The organism is Paraburkholderia fungorum, from assembly GCF_046026025.1.
GTDB classification, from domain to species: domain Bacteria; phylum Pseudomonadota; class Gammaproteobacteria; order Burkholderiales; family Burkholderiaceae; genus Paraburkholderia; species Paraburkholderia fungorum_E.
In genome coordinates, this window is record NZ_JAQQFL010000003.1 from 1 (window position 1) to 16,020 (window position 16,020).

General features: G+C 60.7%; 16 protein-coding genes and 1 pseudogene. 13 read left to right on the top strand and 4 right to left on the bottom strand.

The genetic code is table 11. From position 1 onward, the window contains the following. The coding region (locus PQR67_RS04160; protein ID WP_408454840.1) for a DUF3138 family protein at positions 1-754 on the top strand (754 nt) is incomplete at its 5' end. 55 nt (positions 755-809) lie between these two features. Here the strand turns inward: PQR67_RS04160 and PQR67_RS04165 are convergent. Then, positions 810-1,736, bottom strand: a complete 927-nt coding sequence (locus PQR67_RS04165) for a LysR family transcriptional regulator (protein ID WP_408454843.1) — start codon at positions 1,734-1,736, stop codon at positions 810-812. Positions 1,737-1,916: 180 nt separating this feature from the next. Between PQR67_RS04165 and PQR67_RS04170 the strand changes: the two genes are divergently transcribed. The 12 genes and pseudogenes from PQR67_RS04170 (at position 1,917) to PQR67_RS04225 (ending at position 12,371) form a co-directional block, all read left to right on the top strand. After that, a complete protein-coding gene (locus PQR67_RS04170; protein ID WP_408454846.1) occupies positions 1,917-3,233 on the top strand; it encodes a flavin-containing monooxygenase in 1,317 nt (438 codons plus the stop codon). A 12-nt stretch (positions 3,234-3,245) separates the two neighbouring features. Next, positions 3,246-3,683 carry a RidA family protein gene (locus PQR67_RS04175; RefSeq protein ID WP_408454849.1) on the top strand — a complete coding sequence of 146 codons (438 nt, stop codon included), beginning with the start codon at positions 3,246-3,248 and terminating at the stop codon, positions 3,681-3,683. A gap of 10 nt (positions 3,684-3,693) precedes the next feature. Further along, positions 3,694-4,371: a DUF1028 domain-containing protein gene (locus PQR67_RS04180; protein ID WP_408454852.1), complete on the top strand. Its 678-nt coding sequence runs from the start codon at positions 3,694-3,696 to the stop codon at positions 4,369-4,371. After that, positions 4,364-5,527, top strand: a complete 1,164-nt coding sequence (argE, locus tag PQR67_RS04185) for an acetylornithine deacetylase (protein WP_408454855.1) — start codon at positions 4,364-4,366, stop codon at positions 5,525-5,527. The genes PQR67_RS04180 and argE overlap by 8 nt, the downstream gene beginning before the upstream one ends. A 32-nt stretch (positions 5,528-5,559) precedes the next feature. After that, positions 5,560-5,715: pseudogene (locus tag PQR67_RS04190) on the top strand (IS256 family transposase); the annotation flags it as partial. Positions 5,716-5,989: 274 nt separating this feature from the next. Next, the gene (locus PQR67_RS04195) at positions 5,990-6,769 is read left to right on the top strand and encodes an acetoacetate decarboxylase (protein ID WP_408454857.1); all 780 of its coding nucleotides are present in this window, start codon (positions 5,990-5,992) and stop codon (positions 6,767-6,769) included. Between the two features lie 15 nt (positions 6,770-6,784). After that, positions 6,785-7,567, top strand: a complete 783-nt coding sequence (locus PQR67_RS04200; protein ID WP_408454860.1) for a 3-hydroxybutyrate dehydrogenase — start codon at positions 6,785-6,787, stop codon at positions 7,565-7,567. Positions 7,568-7,577: 10 nt separating this feature from the next. Then, a complete protein-coding gene (locus tag PQR67_RS04205) occupies positions 7,578-8,849 on the top strand; it encodes a DUF3734 domain-containing protein (protein WP_408454863.1) in 1,272 nt (423 codons plus the stop codon). 51 nt (positions 8,850-8,900) lie between these two features. Beyond that, the gene (locus PQR67_RS04210) at positions 8,901-9,473 is read left to right on the top strand and encodes a carboxymuconolactone decarboxylase family protein (RefSeq protein WP_408454865.1); all 573 of its coding nucleotides are present in this window, start codon (positions 8,901-8,903) and stop codon (positions 9,471-9,473) included. A gap of 55 nt (positions 9,474-9,528) precedes the next feature. After that, complete coding sequence (locus tag PQR67_RS04215) at positions 9,529-10,533, top strand: DedA family protein/thiosulfate sulfurtransferase GlpE (protein ID WP_408454868.1); 1,005 nt, start codon at positions 9,529-9,531, stop codon at positions 10,531-10,533. Between the two features lie 123 nt (positions 10,534-10,656). After that, the gene (locus PQR67_RS04220; RefSeq protein ID WP_408454871.1) at positions 10,657-11,688 is read left to right on the top strand and encodes a LysR family transcriptional regulator; all 1,032 of its coding nucleotides are present in this window, start codon (positions 10,657-10,659) and stop codon (positions 11,686-11,688) included. A gap of 167 nt (positions 11,689-11,855) precedes the next feature. After that, complete coding sequence (locus tag PQR67_RS04225) at positions 11,856-12,371, top strand: Ohr family peroxiredoxin (RefSeq protein ID WP_408454874.1); 516 nt, start codon at positions 11,856-11,858, stop codon at positions 12,369-12,371. A 27-nt stretch (positions 12,372-12,398) separates the two neighbouring features. Here PQR67_RS04225 and PQR67_RS04230 read toward each other — a convergent pair whose 3' ends face one another. The 3 genes from PQR67_RS04230 to PQR67_RS04240 all read right to left on the bottom strand — a co-directional run bounded on the left by PQR67_RS04230 (position 12,399) and on the right by PQR67_RS04240 (position 16,011). Continuing rightward, entirely contained in the window at positions 12,399-13,010 is a 612-nt protein-coding gene (locus PQR67_RS04230; RefSeq protein WP_408454877.1) for a YbhB/YbcL family Raf kinase inhibitor-like protein, read from the bottom strand. A 31-nt stretch (positions 13,011-13,041) separates the two neighbouring features. Then, entirely contained in the window at positions 13,042-14,592 is a 1,551-nt protein-coding gene (locus PQR67_RS04235; RefSeq protein ID WP_408454880.1) for a DHA2 family efflux MFS transporter permease subunit, read from the bottom strand. Positions 14,593-14,697: 105 nt separating this feature from the next. After that, complete coding sequence (locus tag PQR67_RS04240) at positions 14,698-16,011, bottom strand: HlyD family secretion protein (RefSeq protein ID WP_408454882.1); 1,314 nt, start codon at positions 16,009-16,011, stop codon at positions 14,698-14,700. Positions 16,012-16,020 lie beyond the last annotated feature (9 nt).

The window sequence follows — 16,020 nt, forward strand, 5'->3', positions numbered from 1 at the left end:
GCAGTACCGCACGTATGGCTCGGTGGTGCAGACCGGCACCAACGCGCTGGGCGATCCGATCACCAGCAGCAACAAGATCCCGACGTTCACGGCTCGTGTCGACTACACGTGGTCGAGCGCGCTGGATATTGGCGGTTCGTTCAATATCGGCCGTCAGACGCTGTCGGCCGCCACGCAGAACGTGAACGGCAACACGATTCCGGTGTATGGCGTGGGTGGCCAGGCGCCTAGCGCCTTTGGCACGTTCTTCTTCGGCGAAGCGGATCTGGCCTACACGCAGGCTGACGTCCAGTACAACGCTGAAGTCGATTACGGTCAACAGCAGAACGCGGCGTTCAACGGCGGCCAGGCACAGTGGTACGGCCTCTCGCTGCTCGCGCACCGCAAGTTCTCGCTGCCGGTGGTGGGCCGCATGGGCGCGACGGCACGTTATGACGTGCTGGTCGACAGCAAGAACGGCGGCGGTGGTGGTGGCGTCGCGTTGAACTCGAATGGCATGGACACGGCGGACGGCTTCGGTATCGGCGCGGACTGTCTCGCCAATTCGAAGGCGAACGGCGGCCTTGGCTTCGAGTGCAAGGGTGCGATCCACCAGGACGTGGCGCTCGACGTGCTGTTCTATCCGACCCAGCAGATTACTGTGAAGGTCGAATATCGTCACGACTGGGCCAACAAGCAGGTGTTCCTGAAGAACGACGGTTCGTACGGCAAGTCCAACGACATCCTCGCGACGCAGTTCATCTACTCGTTCTAACTCACGCCCTGCGCCGAAGCAAACTGCCCGTCGAGAGGGGCTTCGGCGCAAGCGTTCAGCGCTTCGTGTGCTGCTTCTTTATCTGCGTTTCACAGAACGATGCGAAGCGCCGCACCACCTGTCTCGGCTTCATGTTGCGCGACTGCGCGATGCCCAGCGTGGCCGCCGCCACGTCGTCCTTGAACCGTTTGACGACGAAATCCTCACCGTCCACGGTATGGGTCGATTTGAGCGGAAAGTTCAGGATGCTGTATCCCAGACCGTTCGCCACCATGCCGCGTACCACCTCGGGTTGCGCAGACTTGAACGCCGGGACCGGACGCTCGCCCACCGCGTCGAACAACGCCGCAAAATATTCGCGGCTATGAGGCAAGTCGAGCATCACATAGGGCTCCCCCACGAGATTCGCGAGCGCGATCGAGCGATGCTGAGCCAGATGGTGATTTTTCGGCAAGATGACGTACGGCGGCAAAGTCAGCATCGGCAGGAATTCGATCTCGTCGGTCAGATCGATGCTGTAGGTCAGCGCGAGGTCGAGCGATCCGTCGTGCAGCCTCGTGAACAAATCCTCCTGATGCGCCTCCAGCGTCTGGAACACCACGCCGGTATGTTCGGCGACAAAGCGGCTGATGAGGCCCGGCAGCAGCGGCGGCGCAAGCGAGACCAGGCAGCCGAGCGCAATGCCGCCCGATATGCCGGTGTCCATTCCGCGCGCTGCAACCTGCAGTTCCTCCGCGTTCTTTAGCAGATCACGTGTCTTGCCGAGCATCTCGCGCCCCGCCTGAGTCAGGGAAAGTCCTGAGGCGTGGTGACGGATGAACAGTTGCACTCCAAAGGATTCCTCCAGTTCGGCAATCGCCGTAGAAATCGAGGGCTGCGAAATGTGCAGGACTTTCGACGCGCCGGTAAACGACAGCGCTTCTGCCGTCACAACAAAGTATCGCAACTGGCGCAGCGAATACCGAAGCAGCGGGCTTTCCATTGAACTGTCCCCTTGAGCAAAAATCATTCTGTAAGCGCTGAACACGACGCTTGTCTCCAGGCCGATTATCTCGCCTTTTGCATAGTTAAAACAGATGCCTTGCATTTTTTAAATGTGTTTTTCAGATGATGTGATTCCGCGTAGATTTCCTTCATCGGTAGATCCTGGAAGGAGGTAACCATGACAGTTGAAAGAGCGTTAATCGATACGCTTGTTGTTGGCGCCGGGCAGGCCGGCGTGGCCATCAGTGAACACCTGAGCAAACTCGGGGTGCCCCACCTCGTTCTGGAGCGTGATCGTATCGCCGAGCGGTGGCGCACGGGACGATGGGATTCGCTGGTTGCCAATGGTCCGGCCTGGCACGATCGTTTCCCGGGAATGGAGTTCGACGATCTCGATCCCGACGCCTTTGCCTCGAAAGAGCGGGTTGCGGATTACTTCGAAGCCTATGCGAGGAAGTTCAATGCCCCCATCCGCACGGGTGTGGAAGTGACGAAGGTGGTGCGCAATGGTGGCCGGCCGGGCTTCACTGTTGAAACAACCAACGGCGTGATCGAGGCCAGACGCGTGGTGGTCACAACCGGACCTTTTCAGCGCCCGGTTATCCCGCCGATCGTGCCTGAAGGCGAGAAGAAACTCACACAGATCCATTCGGCGGAATATCGCAATCCTGATCAATTGCCGGAGGGTGCGGTTCTGGTAGTCGGCGCCGGATCGTCGGGGGTGCAGATCGCGGATGAACTGCAGCGCGCAGGCAAGCGGGTCTACCTCTCGGTTGGGCCGCACGATCGTCCTCCACGCAGCTATCGCAACCGTGACTTCTGCTGGTGGCTGGGCGTGCTGGGCGAATGGGACGCGGAGGTCATGAGACCTGGAAAGGAACACGTCACCATTGCAGTCAGCGGTGCGCGTGGTGGCCATACAGTTGACTTCCGGCGCCTCGCCAATCAGGGGGTGACGCTGGTTGGCCTGACGAAATCGTTCCGTGACGGCGTCATGAGTTTCGAATCGGATCTCGCTGACAACCTCGCTCGCGGCGATGAGAACTATCTGTCGCTGCTCAATGCAGCCGATGCCTATGTTGCCCGCAATGGTCTCGACCTTCCAGAAGAACCTGAGGCCCGCCACACGCTTCCCGATCCGGAATGCGTGGCCCATCCCATTCCTGAACTCGATCTGGCCGAGGCCGGCGTGACCGCCATCGTTTGGGCAACGGGCTATGCGGTCGATTACAGCTGGCTGCAGGTCAACGCATTCGACGCGAACGGTAAGCCGCGGCATCAGCGTGGCGTGTCCACCGAGCCTGGCGTTTATTTCCTTGGGCTGCCGTGGCTGTCGCGTCGTGGCTCCGCTTTCATCTGGGGCGTTTGGCACGATGCGCGGCATGTTGCCGACCACATCGTCACGCAGCGCCAATATCTTTCCTACCGTGACGCCTCGGAACGCGAGGCGGAAGACGGCCACGAAATCTGCAAGGCAGTTTCCTTTTCTGAGTAATGAGGTGCATTGATGAGCCAACCTACGCACACGCGTATTCGCATGTTCAACACCAGGGACACCTACCCGAACCAGACGCTGGATAACGATCTCTGTCAGGCCGTGCGCGCCGGCAACACCGTCTATGTGCGCGGTCAGGTGGGCACCGATTTCGAAGGCCGCCTGGTAGGACTCGGCGACCCCGGCGCGCAGGCGAAGCAAGCAATGACGAACGTCAAGCAACTGCTGGAAGAGGCGGGCAGCGATATGTCTCATATCGTCAAGACCACGACCTACCTGATCGACCCTCGTTATCGCGAGCCGGTGTACCAGGAGGTGGGCAAGTGGCTTAAGGGTGTGTTCCCTATTTCCACCGGCCTGGTGGTGAGCGCCTTGGGCCAACCGCAGTGGCTGATGGAGATCGATGTGATCGCGGTGATTCCGGATGGCTGGAAGCCCGATCAGGTCTAAGGAACACGACATGACATTCTCTATCGTCGGACGTTGCCGGGAAACCGGACAGCTTGGGATCGCCATCAGCTCTTCCAGCATCGCGGTGGGTGCTCGATGCCCCTGGGTGCGTGCGGGTGTGGGTGCGGTGGCGACCCAGAACGTGACCTTGCCGGCGCTCGGTTCGCAGATTCTCGATCTCCTCGAAAACCAGCCGATCGAGCCCTCGGCAGCCCTGGACCGGGCGCTCGGCGCCAACGGCTGGCCTCAGTATCGGCAGGTGACGGCGATCGATAGCCTGGGCCGCACCGCGTTCTTCAGCGGCGAAGAAGCGTTGGGCGTGCATAGCGCTGTCGCAGGTGAGCAATGCGTAGCCGCGGGCAATCTATTGGCCGGCGTCCAGGTCATCGAGGCGATGGTGCAAGCGTTCGAGAATACGCCCGGCATGCTCGCCGAGCGTCTGCTGGCGGCCATGCATGCCGCGATGGCAGCCGGTGGTGAAGCGGGGCCCGTGCACTCGGCGGCGCTCGAGATAGCAGGAGACGTGAGCTGGCCGATCGTCGATCTGAGAGTCGATTGGGCGGATGAAGACCCCATCGGTCAACTGGATACGCTCTGGCAAGCCTATCGGCCGCAGATGCAGGACTACCTGGCTCGCGCGTTGAATCCGACCGCGGCGCCCAGCTACGGGGTGCCTGGCGATGAATGAAATGTCCAGCCGTGATCTGCTTGAACGGCTGGTCGGGTTCGCGACAGTCAGCCGGGACTCCAACCTGGAACTGATCGCTTTCATCCAGCATTACCTGGTGGAACTCGGCGTGGAGAGCGAGCTTTTCTATAACGCGGAGCGTACCAAGGCCAACCTGTTCGCCACCATCGGCCCTCGCGACCGCGGTGGCGTTGTACTGTCCGGCCATACCGACGTGGTGCCGGTGGACGGGCAGGCCTGGACGGTCGAGCCGTTCCGTCTCACCGGGAGCGATGGGCGCTTGTACGGTCGCGGCACGGCTGACATGAAGGGTTTCATCGCCTCGGTATTGGCGGCGGTACCGGTGTTTCTCAAGCAGGCGCTGAAGCTGCCGGTGCACTTTGCCTTCTCCTATGACGAGGAGGTGGGATGCCTGGGCGTTCGGCCGATGCTGACGGAATTGGCAAAGCGTCCGCACAAGCCGCGCCTGTGCCTGATTGGCGAGCCTACCGGGTTGAAGCCGGTGCTGGGCCACAAGGGCAAGCTCGCCATGCGCTGCCAGGTGAAGGGGGCGGCCTGTCACTCGGCCTACGCGCCCTATGGGGTCAACGCCATTGAATATGCGGCGCGCCTGATTGGCCGGCTGGGCGAGATCGGTGCGCGGCTGGCACAGTCGGATCATCACGATCGACGTTTTGATCCACCGTTCTCGACGGTGCAGACCGGCTTGATCAAGGGCGGCCGTGCGTTGAACATCGTGCCGGCTGAATGCGAGTTCGATTTCGAGGTGCGCGCCTTACCGGGCTTCCAGGCGCACAAAGTGGCGGATGAATTGCAGACCTACGCCGAGACCGAGTTGCTGCCGAAGATGCATTCGGTGCAGCCCGACACCGGTATTAGCCTGCAGTCGCTGAGTGCCTACCCGGGATTGGCCACCTCGCCGGACAGCGAGGCGGCGCGCCTGCTTGCATGGCTGACTGGTTCCACCGAGTTCGGTACAGTAGCTTTCGGTACCGAGGGTGGACTGTTCGAGCAGGTGGGCATTCCCACCGTGGTCTGCGGACCGGGAAGCATGGATCAAGGACACAAGCCGGACGAATTCATTACGCTTGAGCAGTTGGTGCGATGCGATGGCATGCTGGTTCGCCTGGCTGAATACCTCGGGAGCCCTTTCTGATTTGATCGCCGCGCCGGGGCGGCATCAATGAATGCGCGATGGGATTCTGGGCAGCGCTGGCGGAAGTATTTCCTGCAACGCGCGGCCAGCGCTGCTGGTTTCACAAGATGGGCTATGTGCGCAATGCACTGCCGAAGTCGCAACAGGGGCGCGCAAAGCGAGACCTGCAGGCGATCTGGATGGGCGCTATGCATCTGTCCTACTGTCGTTGATTGTTGTCGCCGAGACAACACGGTGGACTCCTTTGCGGGGCTACTGCTGCAAGACGACCACGCTTACGCTTTGTCCTGACGGTGGCCGCACACGCGGCCTGATGCAAGCCGGAAAACACGACACCGTAAAAGAAACGTGCAAACGCGCACAGCAGGTCTTCACTGCCTCGCGTGCGCACGTCATTGGTCGCGGCAGCAAACGCTGTCGCGATGCGCGTTACGCAGCACCTCACCAACCGAGGAACGATCCGTGACAGAAGAAGATATCCGCAACAACGCCTTTGCGATGCCCGTACACAATCCGGCGTATCCGCGTCCTCCCTTCCGCTTCATCAATCGGGAATACTTCATCATTTCGTACGAAACGGATATGGATGCGCTTAAGGCCGTCGTTCCGGAACCGCTGACGGTCGACAACGCAATCGTCCACTACGAATTTATCCGCATGCCCGATTCGTCGGGGTTCGGCGACTACACGGAAAGCGGCCAGGTGATCTCGGTGCTGGATGAGGATGGCAATCGCGCCAACTTCACGCACGCGATGTATCTGGACGACGAAGGCCCGATCGCGGGCGGACGCGAAATCTGGGGGTTTCCCAAGAAGCTGGCTTCGCCGAAGCTCTGCGTCGATGGCAAGGACACGCTGCTCGGCACGCTCGACTACGGAACGCAGCGCATCGCCACCGGGACGATGGGCTACAAGTATTGCGCGCTCGACACGGCGGCCGAGCGCCGCAAGATCGCCGACACGCCCAACTACCTGCTCAAGGTCATTCCCCACGTCGATGGCTCGGTACGTATTTGCGAACTGGTGCGCTTCTTCCTGCGTGACGTCGATGTGATCGGCGCGTGGGAGGGACCTGCCGCGCTCGAGCTACATCCGCACGCACTCGCATCGGTGGCCGACCTGCCGGTTCGCAAGGTGATCGGCGCACGTCACATCATTGCAAATCTCACGCTCGACGTCGGCGAAGTGGTCTATGACTACCTCACCCCTGCCGAGTCGTTGAAACTCGCAGTCAACCAGTAAGCTCCCGGAGGACATATGGCATTGAAGGACAAAGTCGCGCTCGTTACGGGTGCAGCAAGCGGTATCGGCGAGCAGTGCGCACGCAAGCTCGCATCAGACGGCGCGATGGTCGTGATCGCGGATCTGAATCTCGCGAACGCTCAAAAGGTCGCTGAAGATATCGTTGCTAACGGCGGTAAAGCAATCGCTGTTGCAATGGACGTAACCAGCGAAGAAGCGGTCAACGCGGGTGTGGCAGAAACGGTGAGCCGGCTGGGCGGCATCGACGTGCTCGTGTCGAATGCAGGCATCCAGATCGTCAACCGGATCGAGGACTACGCGTTTTCCGACTGGAAGAAGATGCTGGCCATTCACCTCGATGGTGCGTTCCTGACGACCAAGGCGGCCATCAAGCATATGTACGCGTCGAACAAAGGTGGCGCGGTGATCTACATGGGCTCGGTGCATTCGCATGAGGCGTCGCAGCTTAAATCGGCGTATGTGACCGCGAAGCACGGGCTGCTCGGTCTCGCCCGGGTTGTCGCAAAAGAAGGCGGACCGCGTGGCGTGCGCGCCAATGTCGTGTGTCCGGGCTTCGTCAGAACCCCGCTGGTCGACAAGCAGATCCCCGAGCAGGCGAAAGCCTTGGGAATCTCCGAGCAGCAGGTCGTGAAGGACGTCATGTTGAAGGAGACGGTCGACGGCGAATTCACGTCGCTAGACGATGTCGCGAACACGGTTGCATTCCTCGCCGGCTTCGAGTCGAGCGCGCTTACCGGACAATCGATTGTGGTCAGCCACGGCTGGTTCATGCAGTAAGGAGATAACCATGTATCCGAGCCAGCGTAACAAGTTGCAGCAGCCCCATCGCATCAAGCTCCCCGCATATGACGAAATTGGACTCGTGCTGCAGGGTGGCGGCGCACTGGGTTCATATCAGGCCGGCGTGTATGAAGGTATGGCCGAAGTCGGCGTGGAACCGACGCGAATATCCGGGGTATCCATCGGTGCGCTGAATACGGCGATCATCGCCGGCAATGCGCCAGCGGATCGGGTGGAGGCGCTGCGCGGCTTCTGGAACACGATCAGTCAGCCCGCGGATTTCTTCTCGCATATCGGTGCGCGCATTCCAGCGTGGCCGGGACTTGAAAATATGGGGCGCAGGTGGTCGAGCGCATGGGCCGCGACGCGTACGCTGGTGGAAGGTCAGGAGGGGTTCTTCTCCCCGCGCATGAATGTGCCTTTCGCAGGGCTCGGCAGGAAACGTCCTGACCAGGTTAGCTACTACGACACGTCGGCGTTGCGCGAAACGCTTTTGCGCTACGCAAACTTCGATCGCATCAATGACGGGAATATTCGCGTATCCGTTGGGGCGGTCAACGTGCGAACGGGCAATCTCGTCTACTTCGACAATTCGACAATGCGTCTGGCACCGGAGCATTTCATCGCATCCGGCGCGCTGCCGCCGGGTTTTCCGGCCGTCGAGATCGATGGAGAGTTCTACTGGGACGGCGGGCTGGTTTCCAACACGCCACTCACCGAGATCATCAAGGAAAGCCAGCATAAGGACACACTCGTTTTCCAGATCGATCTGTGGAGCTCGCGAGGCAAGCTGCCTGGCGACTTCCTCGACGTCAGCGAGCGCACCAAGGACATTCAATATTCAAGCCGTACGCGAGCGATCACCGCGTTCATGTCGCAGAACCAGAAGCACGCGCAGATGATCAAGACGCTACTCGAGCACATTCCCGAAAAGGTACGGCTTGCGCACCCGTTGTTGCGGGAAGCACAGAAAACGGCGGATGGTAGTGCGGTTAATGTCGTGCACCTGATCTACAAGAACAAGTCGTTCGAGGGGCACTACAAAGACTATGAATTCAGCAAGGATACGATGCGCGAGCACTGGGCGAGCGGTCTGGAGGATATTCGCCGTTCGTTCGGACACCCCGAGTGGTTCGATATCCCGAGCCGCGAAATCGGCTTCGTCACGCGGGACGTGCACCGCTATCGGCAGGATGTCAACGAAATCGCCGGGCCGGGCAACGAAGCTTTGCCGCCATTGAAACGCTCGCCAGAGGAAGAACTGTCTGGCGCAAAGTAGCGCGTATCGACGCCCTCCCTCGGTCGTTCTATTTCTGGTGGTCAAGCAAAAATGAATCAAACATTCATGTCTCGACTGCATCATGACGCGGCGTCATGGCAAACCAGAATGACGACAGTCCGGTCATATGACGATCGCGGCGGCAGGGCGTTACATGCATCCGGTGAGTCGTATCAGGACTTCACCCGTCTGATGCCGGACGCGGCGGTGTCGCGAAATACTCCTTGTTTTGTTGCGACCAACACGCTTGACGAAAGCCTGATCGCGCTGCTTGATCTGCGCGCTTCACAAATCAATGGTTGTTTGTTGTGCGTTCAACATCATCTTTGCCGTGCCCGTAAGGCAGGGGTGTCTGCTGCAAAAGCCGAGAACATCGGCGCATGGCGCTGCGCCGGTGTGTTTTCTCCCTGTGAGAAAGCGGTGCTTTCCTGGGCCGAACATCTCGCGGCCATGGTCCGGCAGTCTGCTCCGGACGCAGTGTGGCCGAGCTTGCATGGCTACTTCAGCGACATGCAGATTGCCGCATTGTTTATGTACTGGCGTTGCAGCGAGTTGTGGTCGGGCGATGGCGTTCTTCGTTCCTGCACGGTCAGTATGGGGCGAACGTTGGGCAGCCCGGATTAGGCGGAGCGATGAACAATCTTCAGGACGGGTACATGCAAGTCACAAGGAGCGCACCATGTTGTCGCATGAATTGATCGCACGGTACGGAATGGTGGTCGTATTCCTGAATGTGCTGGGTTCTTCGCTTGGCCTGCCGTTGCCTGTCATACCGACATTGATCACCGTTGGAGCTGGCACGGTGCTCGCCATGCACGCTGCGTCATCGACCTTGTTGCATTTCGCGACGATGTTAGGCGCCGCTGTGATTGGGGGTGTGCTGGGCGACCTGATCTGGTTTCAGGGTGGCAAGCGATACGGCGAACGCACGCTCCATACCGTTTGCAAATTGTCGCTTTCGCGCGAAACGTGCGTCAGGAAAACTGAGCGCTTCTTTGGGCGCTGGGGAGTCCGCGTGCTGGTCGTTGCGCGCTTCGTACCTGGTTTGTCGCTCGTTGCCGTGCCGCTGTGCGGCGCGATGGGCGTCAGGTTGCGTTCCTTTGTCTTGCATGATTGCACGGGCGTTGCGCTGTGGGTATCGGTCGGACTGGCTATCGGTGCGCTATTCGCGTCGCAGATCGACGTGGTTTTCGTACTTATCTCCCATCTTGGCTGGCAGGCGTTGATCGTGATCGGCATCGCACTGGTGCTTTACGTGTTGTATCGATACTGCCGGAGAATCATGCTGGCAAAAGCGCTCGAGAAGGCGCGGATCAGCGTGGGCGAATTGCATGCATTGCTCGCGAACAATCCGCGGCCAATCCTGCTCGATATCCGCTCCGCTGAACGGAGAATGCTCGATCCGTTTGTCATTCCAGGCGCCGTATTTGCCGATGAACGGAAACTGCCGCAGATCGTGGAGCGCTACGGGGTGAACCGGACGCTCGTCATCTATTGTTCGTGTCCAAACGAAGTCTCTGCCGCGTGGATGGCCAAGCGGTTGGGACTGTCCGGCGTCAAGCTTGCGTTGCCGCTCACTGGCGGTATCGATGCGTGGCGTGTGGCGGGCTTCGACGTCGAGCCGATAATAGCGATGAACGACGCCGTAATCAGTGGAGAAGAGAGAAAACTTTTCGCGCATTGATTACAGGTGCGTCCACAAAGCGCCTCGTACCGGGAAAGTAAGGCCGTCCGCACGCTCACACATCCACCGAAAAAAAACTGCGCACGATGTCACAAATGACGGTGCTGATACGTCTGGCCTAGCATGGACTCCCCGACCCGCGCTCCCATCTTGGCTTTCCCATCACGCTCCCCCGCCGCCGGCGCCGACGATCCGTTTGCAAGCAGATTTGCGACCAGTTACGCTGGCGTCGTTTCTTTTCTGGCCGTTGCCAGCGAAGGCAGCTTTGCCCGCGCGGGCGATCGCCTTGGCATCGGTCGTTCCTCGGTTAGCCGCAACGTGCAGAAACTCGAGGCCCAGCTCGACACGCGTCTCTTTCTGCGCACGACTCGCAGTACGTCGCTGACGCGCGAGGGCGAACTCTTCTATGAGAACTGCCAGCCAGGTATGGAGCGCATCGCCCAGGCGCTGGAAGACATGCGGGAGCTGCGCAACGGGCCGCCGCGCGGCCATCTGCTCATCGGCTCGACGCCTGGCTTCGGCCGCAAGATTGTCGCGCCGCTGCTGCGAGGCTTTCACAAGCAATATCCCGAGATCGCCCTGGAACTGTTGCTGAACGATCACCCCGCCGACGCCGACTTCACTGCCGATCGCGTCGACGTATCGTTTCGCGACGGACGCATGGAGGACAGCGGAATCATCGCGCGGCAGTTGATTCCGATGCAGATGATTGTCTGTGCATCGCCCGCCTATGCGCGGATTCACGGCTTGCCACGCCATGTCGATGAACTGGCGAATCATCGCTGCATCAACTTCCGGACGGCGTCCGGCCGCGTCAGGGCGTGGGAATTCAAGGTCGACGGCCTCGCGCAGCGGTGCCAGCCTGTCGCGCTACACACGTTCAACGACGCAGATCTGATTTTGCAGGCGGTGCTCGATGGACAGGGCGTCGCGCAGTTACCCGCCTATCAGGTTTGTGATCTGATCGGCAGCGGGAAACTCCTCCCTTGCCTCGCTCAGAATGCACCCGAAGACGGCGGCCACTACCTCTGCTATCTCAGCCGCAAGCATCTTCCGGCCCGCATCCGTGTGTTCATCGATTACATGACCGAGCACACGAGAGCACTCGATCTGCATTGTCTGACGACAATGACGACGTTATCGGCCGTCGAATGATGACGCTCCGAACGACGCTGTGTTGACTGATGTTTCTGATGCAACACAGCGGGTCCCTCGGCGGCCCTACCGCATGACGTAGGGCAGGCCTAAGATGCTTCCTGTACAGACGGCACGCTAATTGCGGCCAGTCCGGTAAACACTGTCAAGCACATACGAGGCGCGCTATGACAACATTGCGTCCACCGCCGCTGACATTGCTCGACAAGTATTTCGGGCAAGGCGCGCAAACGCTGTATTCGACCACTGTCACCGTAACAGGCGGCGAAGCGGGTCACGGACGTGCGTCGGGCATTGCCCGCTCCGATGACGGTCAGCTCGCAGTCGACTTGCGAATGCCGGAGGCACTGGGTGGCCCTGGCGGCGGCACCAATCCGGAGCAACTATTCGCGGCGGGTTACGCGGCCTGCTTTCATGGCGCGCTGAGTCTGCTTGCAGCGCGCTCGGGCATTCCGATTCCCGGTGCCTCCGTGGACGTCACGGTCGACTTCGGCCGCGACCCGGTCGATGGTTTGTTCATGTTGACGGCGCACACCCGGGTCCGCTTGCCCGGTGTCGAGCGCGCCGTCGCCGGGGAACTGGTGCGCCACACGGAACGATTTTGTCCCTACACCAAGATGGCGCGGCGCGGAATTGAGAACGTCGTCGCGCTTGCGCCACCGGACGACGACAGCAACTCATAACGCCGCGTGCTTGATGTATCGAGGAAGTTACCGGCCGTAGTAGGCAGTAAAAGACGCCTTGCCGAGCACCTTGTCACCCAACGCCTTGTTCAGTGCAAAGCCATGCAGAGCAGCGGTACCCGTCTTTGGAATGCCCGTTGCGGCGTAGAGATCGTCGACGGACAACGCATACAACGTAAAGACATAATGATGTGGCTTGTCGCCTACCGGCGGGCAGGGGCCACCATAGTTACCGTTAGCTCCTGCCGCGCCAGTGTCCTGGAAGTCGTTCATGCCGGGATTGGCGCCCACGGGCAAACGGGACGGATCGTTGCCCGCGCCTCGCGGCAGTTGTGTAGCGGCTGCGGGAATGTTGTAGACCGTCCAGTGCCACCAGCCGCTACCGCTCGGCGCATCAGGATCGTATACCTGTAGTGCGAACGACCGCGTCCCCGCCGGCGCATTTTTCCAGACCAGTGCGGGCGACACGTTTTCACCGGCACAGCCAAAAGCGTGGAGCACGAATTTGTTATCGATCTTGCCGCCCGAAGCAATGTCGGGGCTCGAGAGCTTGAAGTCGGTCGGCGGCTGCGCAACGGCTGACGCTGCCAGAAGGATGGACAGGCTTGTGGCAGAGAAAAAACGGCAAAGTAGCTTCATTGAATTCCTCGCGTATGTGAAGTGGTCTTACTCAGTGAGCGCCCGCCGCCCCAGCGCCGCCCTTGCCGGGCTTGGTGAGCCAGACTAGCGGAATGATCACAATAAAGATCATTGATGAGAGCCAGAAAATGTCGTTCAACCCGAGCATCGCAGCCTGCGCATTCAGCGAGCGTTCGAAAAACGCGACGGCCTGGTCCATGCCGCCGCCGAGCGTCGCGTGAAGGTTCGCGATGGCGCTCATATAGTCGGGGTTGTTCACGCCCGACTGTTCGGCGAGTTGCGCATGATGCAGGATCGTGCGGTCGTTCCAGCCCGTCGCGATCAATGACGTGCCGACGCCGCCCGCGAACACGCGTACGAAGTTGGACAGGCCGGCGGCCGCCGGAATCTTGTCGGGTGACAGCCCCGACAGGATGATCGCGGTAAGCGGCGTAAAGAAGAGCGCCATGGGAATGCCTTGCAGCAGCGTCGGCAGCACCAGGGTATAGGGGTCGACGCCCGTCGTGTAGTGCGAGCGCATGAAGAACACGCAGGCAAAGCCAAGGAAGGCCAGCGTCGCGAGCACCCGTGCATCGGACTTCGGCATGATCTTCGCCATCACGGGTGCAAGCAGCACAGCGAAAATCCCAAGCGGCGCGGTCACGAGACCCGCATCCACCGAACGATAGCCGAGATAGCCCTGGATCCACTGCGGCAAGATCACGAGGTTCGAGAAGAACACCGCGTACGCGACCGAGATCGCAATCGTGCAGCCGCGGAAATTGCGTCCTGCGAAGAGGCGAAGATCGACAATCGGGTTCTTCTCCGTGAACTCCCAGATCAGGAAGAACAGGAAGCTGACCGCCGCGACGACCGTAAGAATGCAAATTACGGGCGAGCTGAACCAGTCGAGATCCTTCCCTTTGTCGAGCATGATCTGCAGAGACGCGACCCACACGACAAGTGACATCAGGCCGACCTTGTCGATGGGTAGTTTGCGCGCCGGCGTCTCGCGGTCGCGGTAGATCATCCACGTCACGGCCGCGGCAAACAGGCCCACTGGAATGTTGATGTAGAAGATCCACGACCAACTGTAGCTATCGGTGATCCACCCGCCCAGCGCAGGACCCGCGATCGGCCCGACCGTCGCTGTCATCGCCCAAAGCGACAGCGCCGTCGAACTCTTTTCCTTCGGATACGAGCCGAGCAGAATCGCCTGCGAGAGCGGAATCAGCGGGCCCGCGACGGCGCCCTGCAATACACGCGCAGCCAGTAGCACGATCAGGTTCGGCGCAATGCCGCACAGCCACGACGAGAACACGAACAGCACGATGGCAGCCACGAACAGTTTGATCTGGCCGACGCGCTGTGTGAGCCACCCCGTCAGCGGAATCGCGACGGCATTGGCCGCCGAGAACAGCGTGATCACCCATGTGCCTTCGTCGACGGATACGCCGAGGTTGCCCGAGATGGTTGGAATCGCAACGTTGGCAATGGATGAATCGAGCACGTTCATGAACGTCGCGAGCGCGACGGCGATTGTCGCGAGAATCAGCTTTCCGCCTGTCAGCGGAGGCGGTGCAAGTTGCATTGGGGAATTCATCTCGCTTCCAGTCTGAAGTATTCGACAGGCCCGGCGCATTGATCTGGCCTGTCAGACTATTGAATAAGCCAGGGCGCGACTACGAGGCGCGCCCCGGGATGCGATTCAACCTGCTCGCTGTTTGGGGCCACTCTTGTCGCTTGCGTCGCGCTTTGCGGACGGCATCGACGATACGGCGTTGCCCGTGGACCCCGCATGCAATGGGACAATGTTCTGCGCGATGATCTTCCCGATCTCGGCATCTGCCTGCGCGCCGTATTCGGCAAAGACATCCGTGCGATACGACGTGTTCATCGCCGCGCCGAGCTGCGGGCCCGTGTTGTCGCGCGTATCCACATCGACATCCATCGACAGGCCGATGCGCAGCGGATGCGCTTCGAGTTCCTTCTGATCGAGCTGGATGCGCGCGGGCAGACGCTGGACGATCTTGATCCAGTTGCCCGTCGCGTTCTGCGCCGGCAAGCTCGCGAACGCGCTGCCTGTACCCGCCGAGAAGCCGACGACGCGGCCGTGATACTTAACCTTGCCGCCATATACATCGGCCGTCAGCGTGACGGATTGACCGATGCGCATGTTGCGCAACTGGCTTTCCTTGTAGTTCGCATCGATCCACACGCCGTCGAGCGGCACGATCGCCATCAACGGCGTGCCCGGCGACACGCGCTGGCCGACCTGCACCGAACGCTTCGCGACATAGCCCGTGACGGGCGCAGGCAACGTGTTGCGCGCATAGGCGAGATACGCATCACGCACTTTCGATGCGGCGGCTTGCACGTTCGGGTGCTGTTCGATCGTCGTGCGATCGGTCAACGCGCGGTTGGCTTCCGCCTGTTGACGCGCGGCGTCGAGCGCGGCCCGCGCGGCCGTTACCGTGTCGCGCGCGTGCGCGATGTCTTCGGCCGACACGGCCCCCGTATCGGCGACGGCCTGGCGGCGGCGCAGATCGTCCTGCGCGCGGGTCAGATCGGACTGCTTCTGCGCGACGTTCGCCGCATAGAAATCGTTGTTCACGTACAGGCTGCTCACCTGCCGCACGGTCTGCCCCAGCGTTGCCTCGGCGTTGCCGAGTGCGATTTTCGCATCGGCGTTGTCGAGCGTAACGACAGGACCGCCCGCCTTCACGATCTGCGTATCGTCGGCATTCACGGCGACGACGGTGCCTGCCACCTGCGGCGTCAGTTGCACGAGGTTGCCGCTGACGTACGCATCATCGGTGGATTCATGGTAGCGCGCATAGGTCGTGTAGTACGCGCCATAAACCGCCGCCGACATGACGACAGCCACGCCGAGCAGCGCGAGCAGCAGCTCGCGCTTGCGTGTGTTGGGTTCGTTTGCAACAGAAGGTTTCGTCTGTGCCGCGTCATGTTTCGCGCCCGCCGCTTGGGTCGTTTGGCGCTCCGTTGCATCGATTTCGCTCATTTCAAGTCT

Excerpts from the sequence above, each read along its gene's own strand:
- PQR67_RS04170 (WP_408454846.1), top strand. The coding sequence starts at position 1,917 with ATGACAGTTGAAAGAGCGTTAATCGATACGCTTGTTGTTGGCGCCGGG.
- PQR67_RS04215 (WP_408454868.1), top strand. The coding sequence starts at position 9,529 with ATGTTGTCGCATGAATTGATCGCACGGTACGGAATGGTGGTCGTATTC.
- PQR67_RS04240 (WP_408454882.1), bottom strand. The coding sequence starts at position 16,011 with ATGAGCGAAATCGATGCAACGGAGCGCCAAACGACCCAAGCGGCGGGC.
- PQR67_RS04165 (WP_408454843.1), bottom strand. The coding sequence starts at position 1,736 with ATGGAAAGCCCGCTGCTTCGGTATTCGCTGCGCCAGTTGCGATACTTT.
- PQR67_RS04235 (WP_408454880.1), bottom strand. The coding sequence starts at position 14,592 with ATGAATTCCCCAATGCAACTTGCACCGCCTCCGCTGACAGGCGGAAAG.
- PQR67_RS04175 (WP_408454849.1), top strand. The coding sequence starts at position 3,246 with ATGAGCCAACCTACGCACACGCGTATTCGCATGTTCAACACCAGGGAC.
- PQR67_RS04220 (WP_408454871.1), top strand. The coding sequence starts at position 10,657 with ATGGACTCCCCGACCCGCGCTCCCATCTTGGCTTTCCCATCACGCTCC.
- PQR67_RS04225 (WP_408454874.1), top strand. The coding sequence starts at position 11,856 with ATGACAACATTGCGTCCACCGCCGCTGACATTGCTCGACAAGTATTTC.
- argE (WP_408454855.1), top strand. The coding sequence starts at position 4,364 with ATGAATGAAATGTCCAGCCGTGATCTGCTTGAACGGCTGGTCGGGTTC.
- PQR67_RS04200 (WP_408454860.1), top strand. The coding sequence starts at position 6,785 with ATGGCATTGAAGGACAAAGTCGCGCTCGTTACGGGTGCAGCAAGCGGT.
- PQR67_RS04210 (WP_408454865.1), top strand. The coding sequence starts at position 8,901 with ATGAATCAAACATTCATGTCTCGACTGCATCATGACGCGGCGTCATGG.
- PQR67_RS04230 (WP_408454877.1), bottom strand. The coding sequence starts at position 13,010 with ATGAAGCTACTTTGCCGTTTTTTCTCTGCCACAAGCCTGTCCATCCTT.
- PQR67_RS04205 (WP_408454863.1), top strand. The coding sequence starts at position 7,578 with ATGTATCCGAGCCAGCGTAACAAGTTGCAGCAGCCCCATCGCATCAAG.
- PQR67_RS04180 (WP_408454852.1), top strand. The coding sequence starts at position 3,694 with ATGACATTCTCTATCGTCGGACGTTGCCGGGAAACCGGACAGCTTGGG.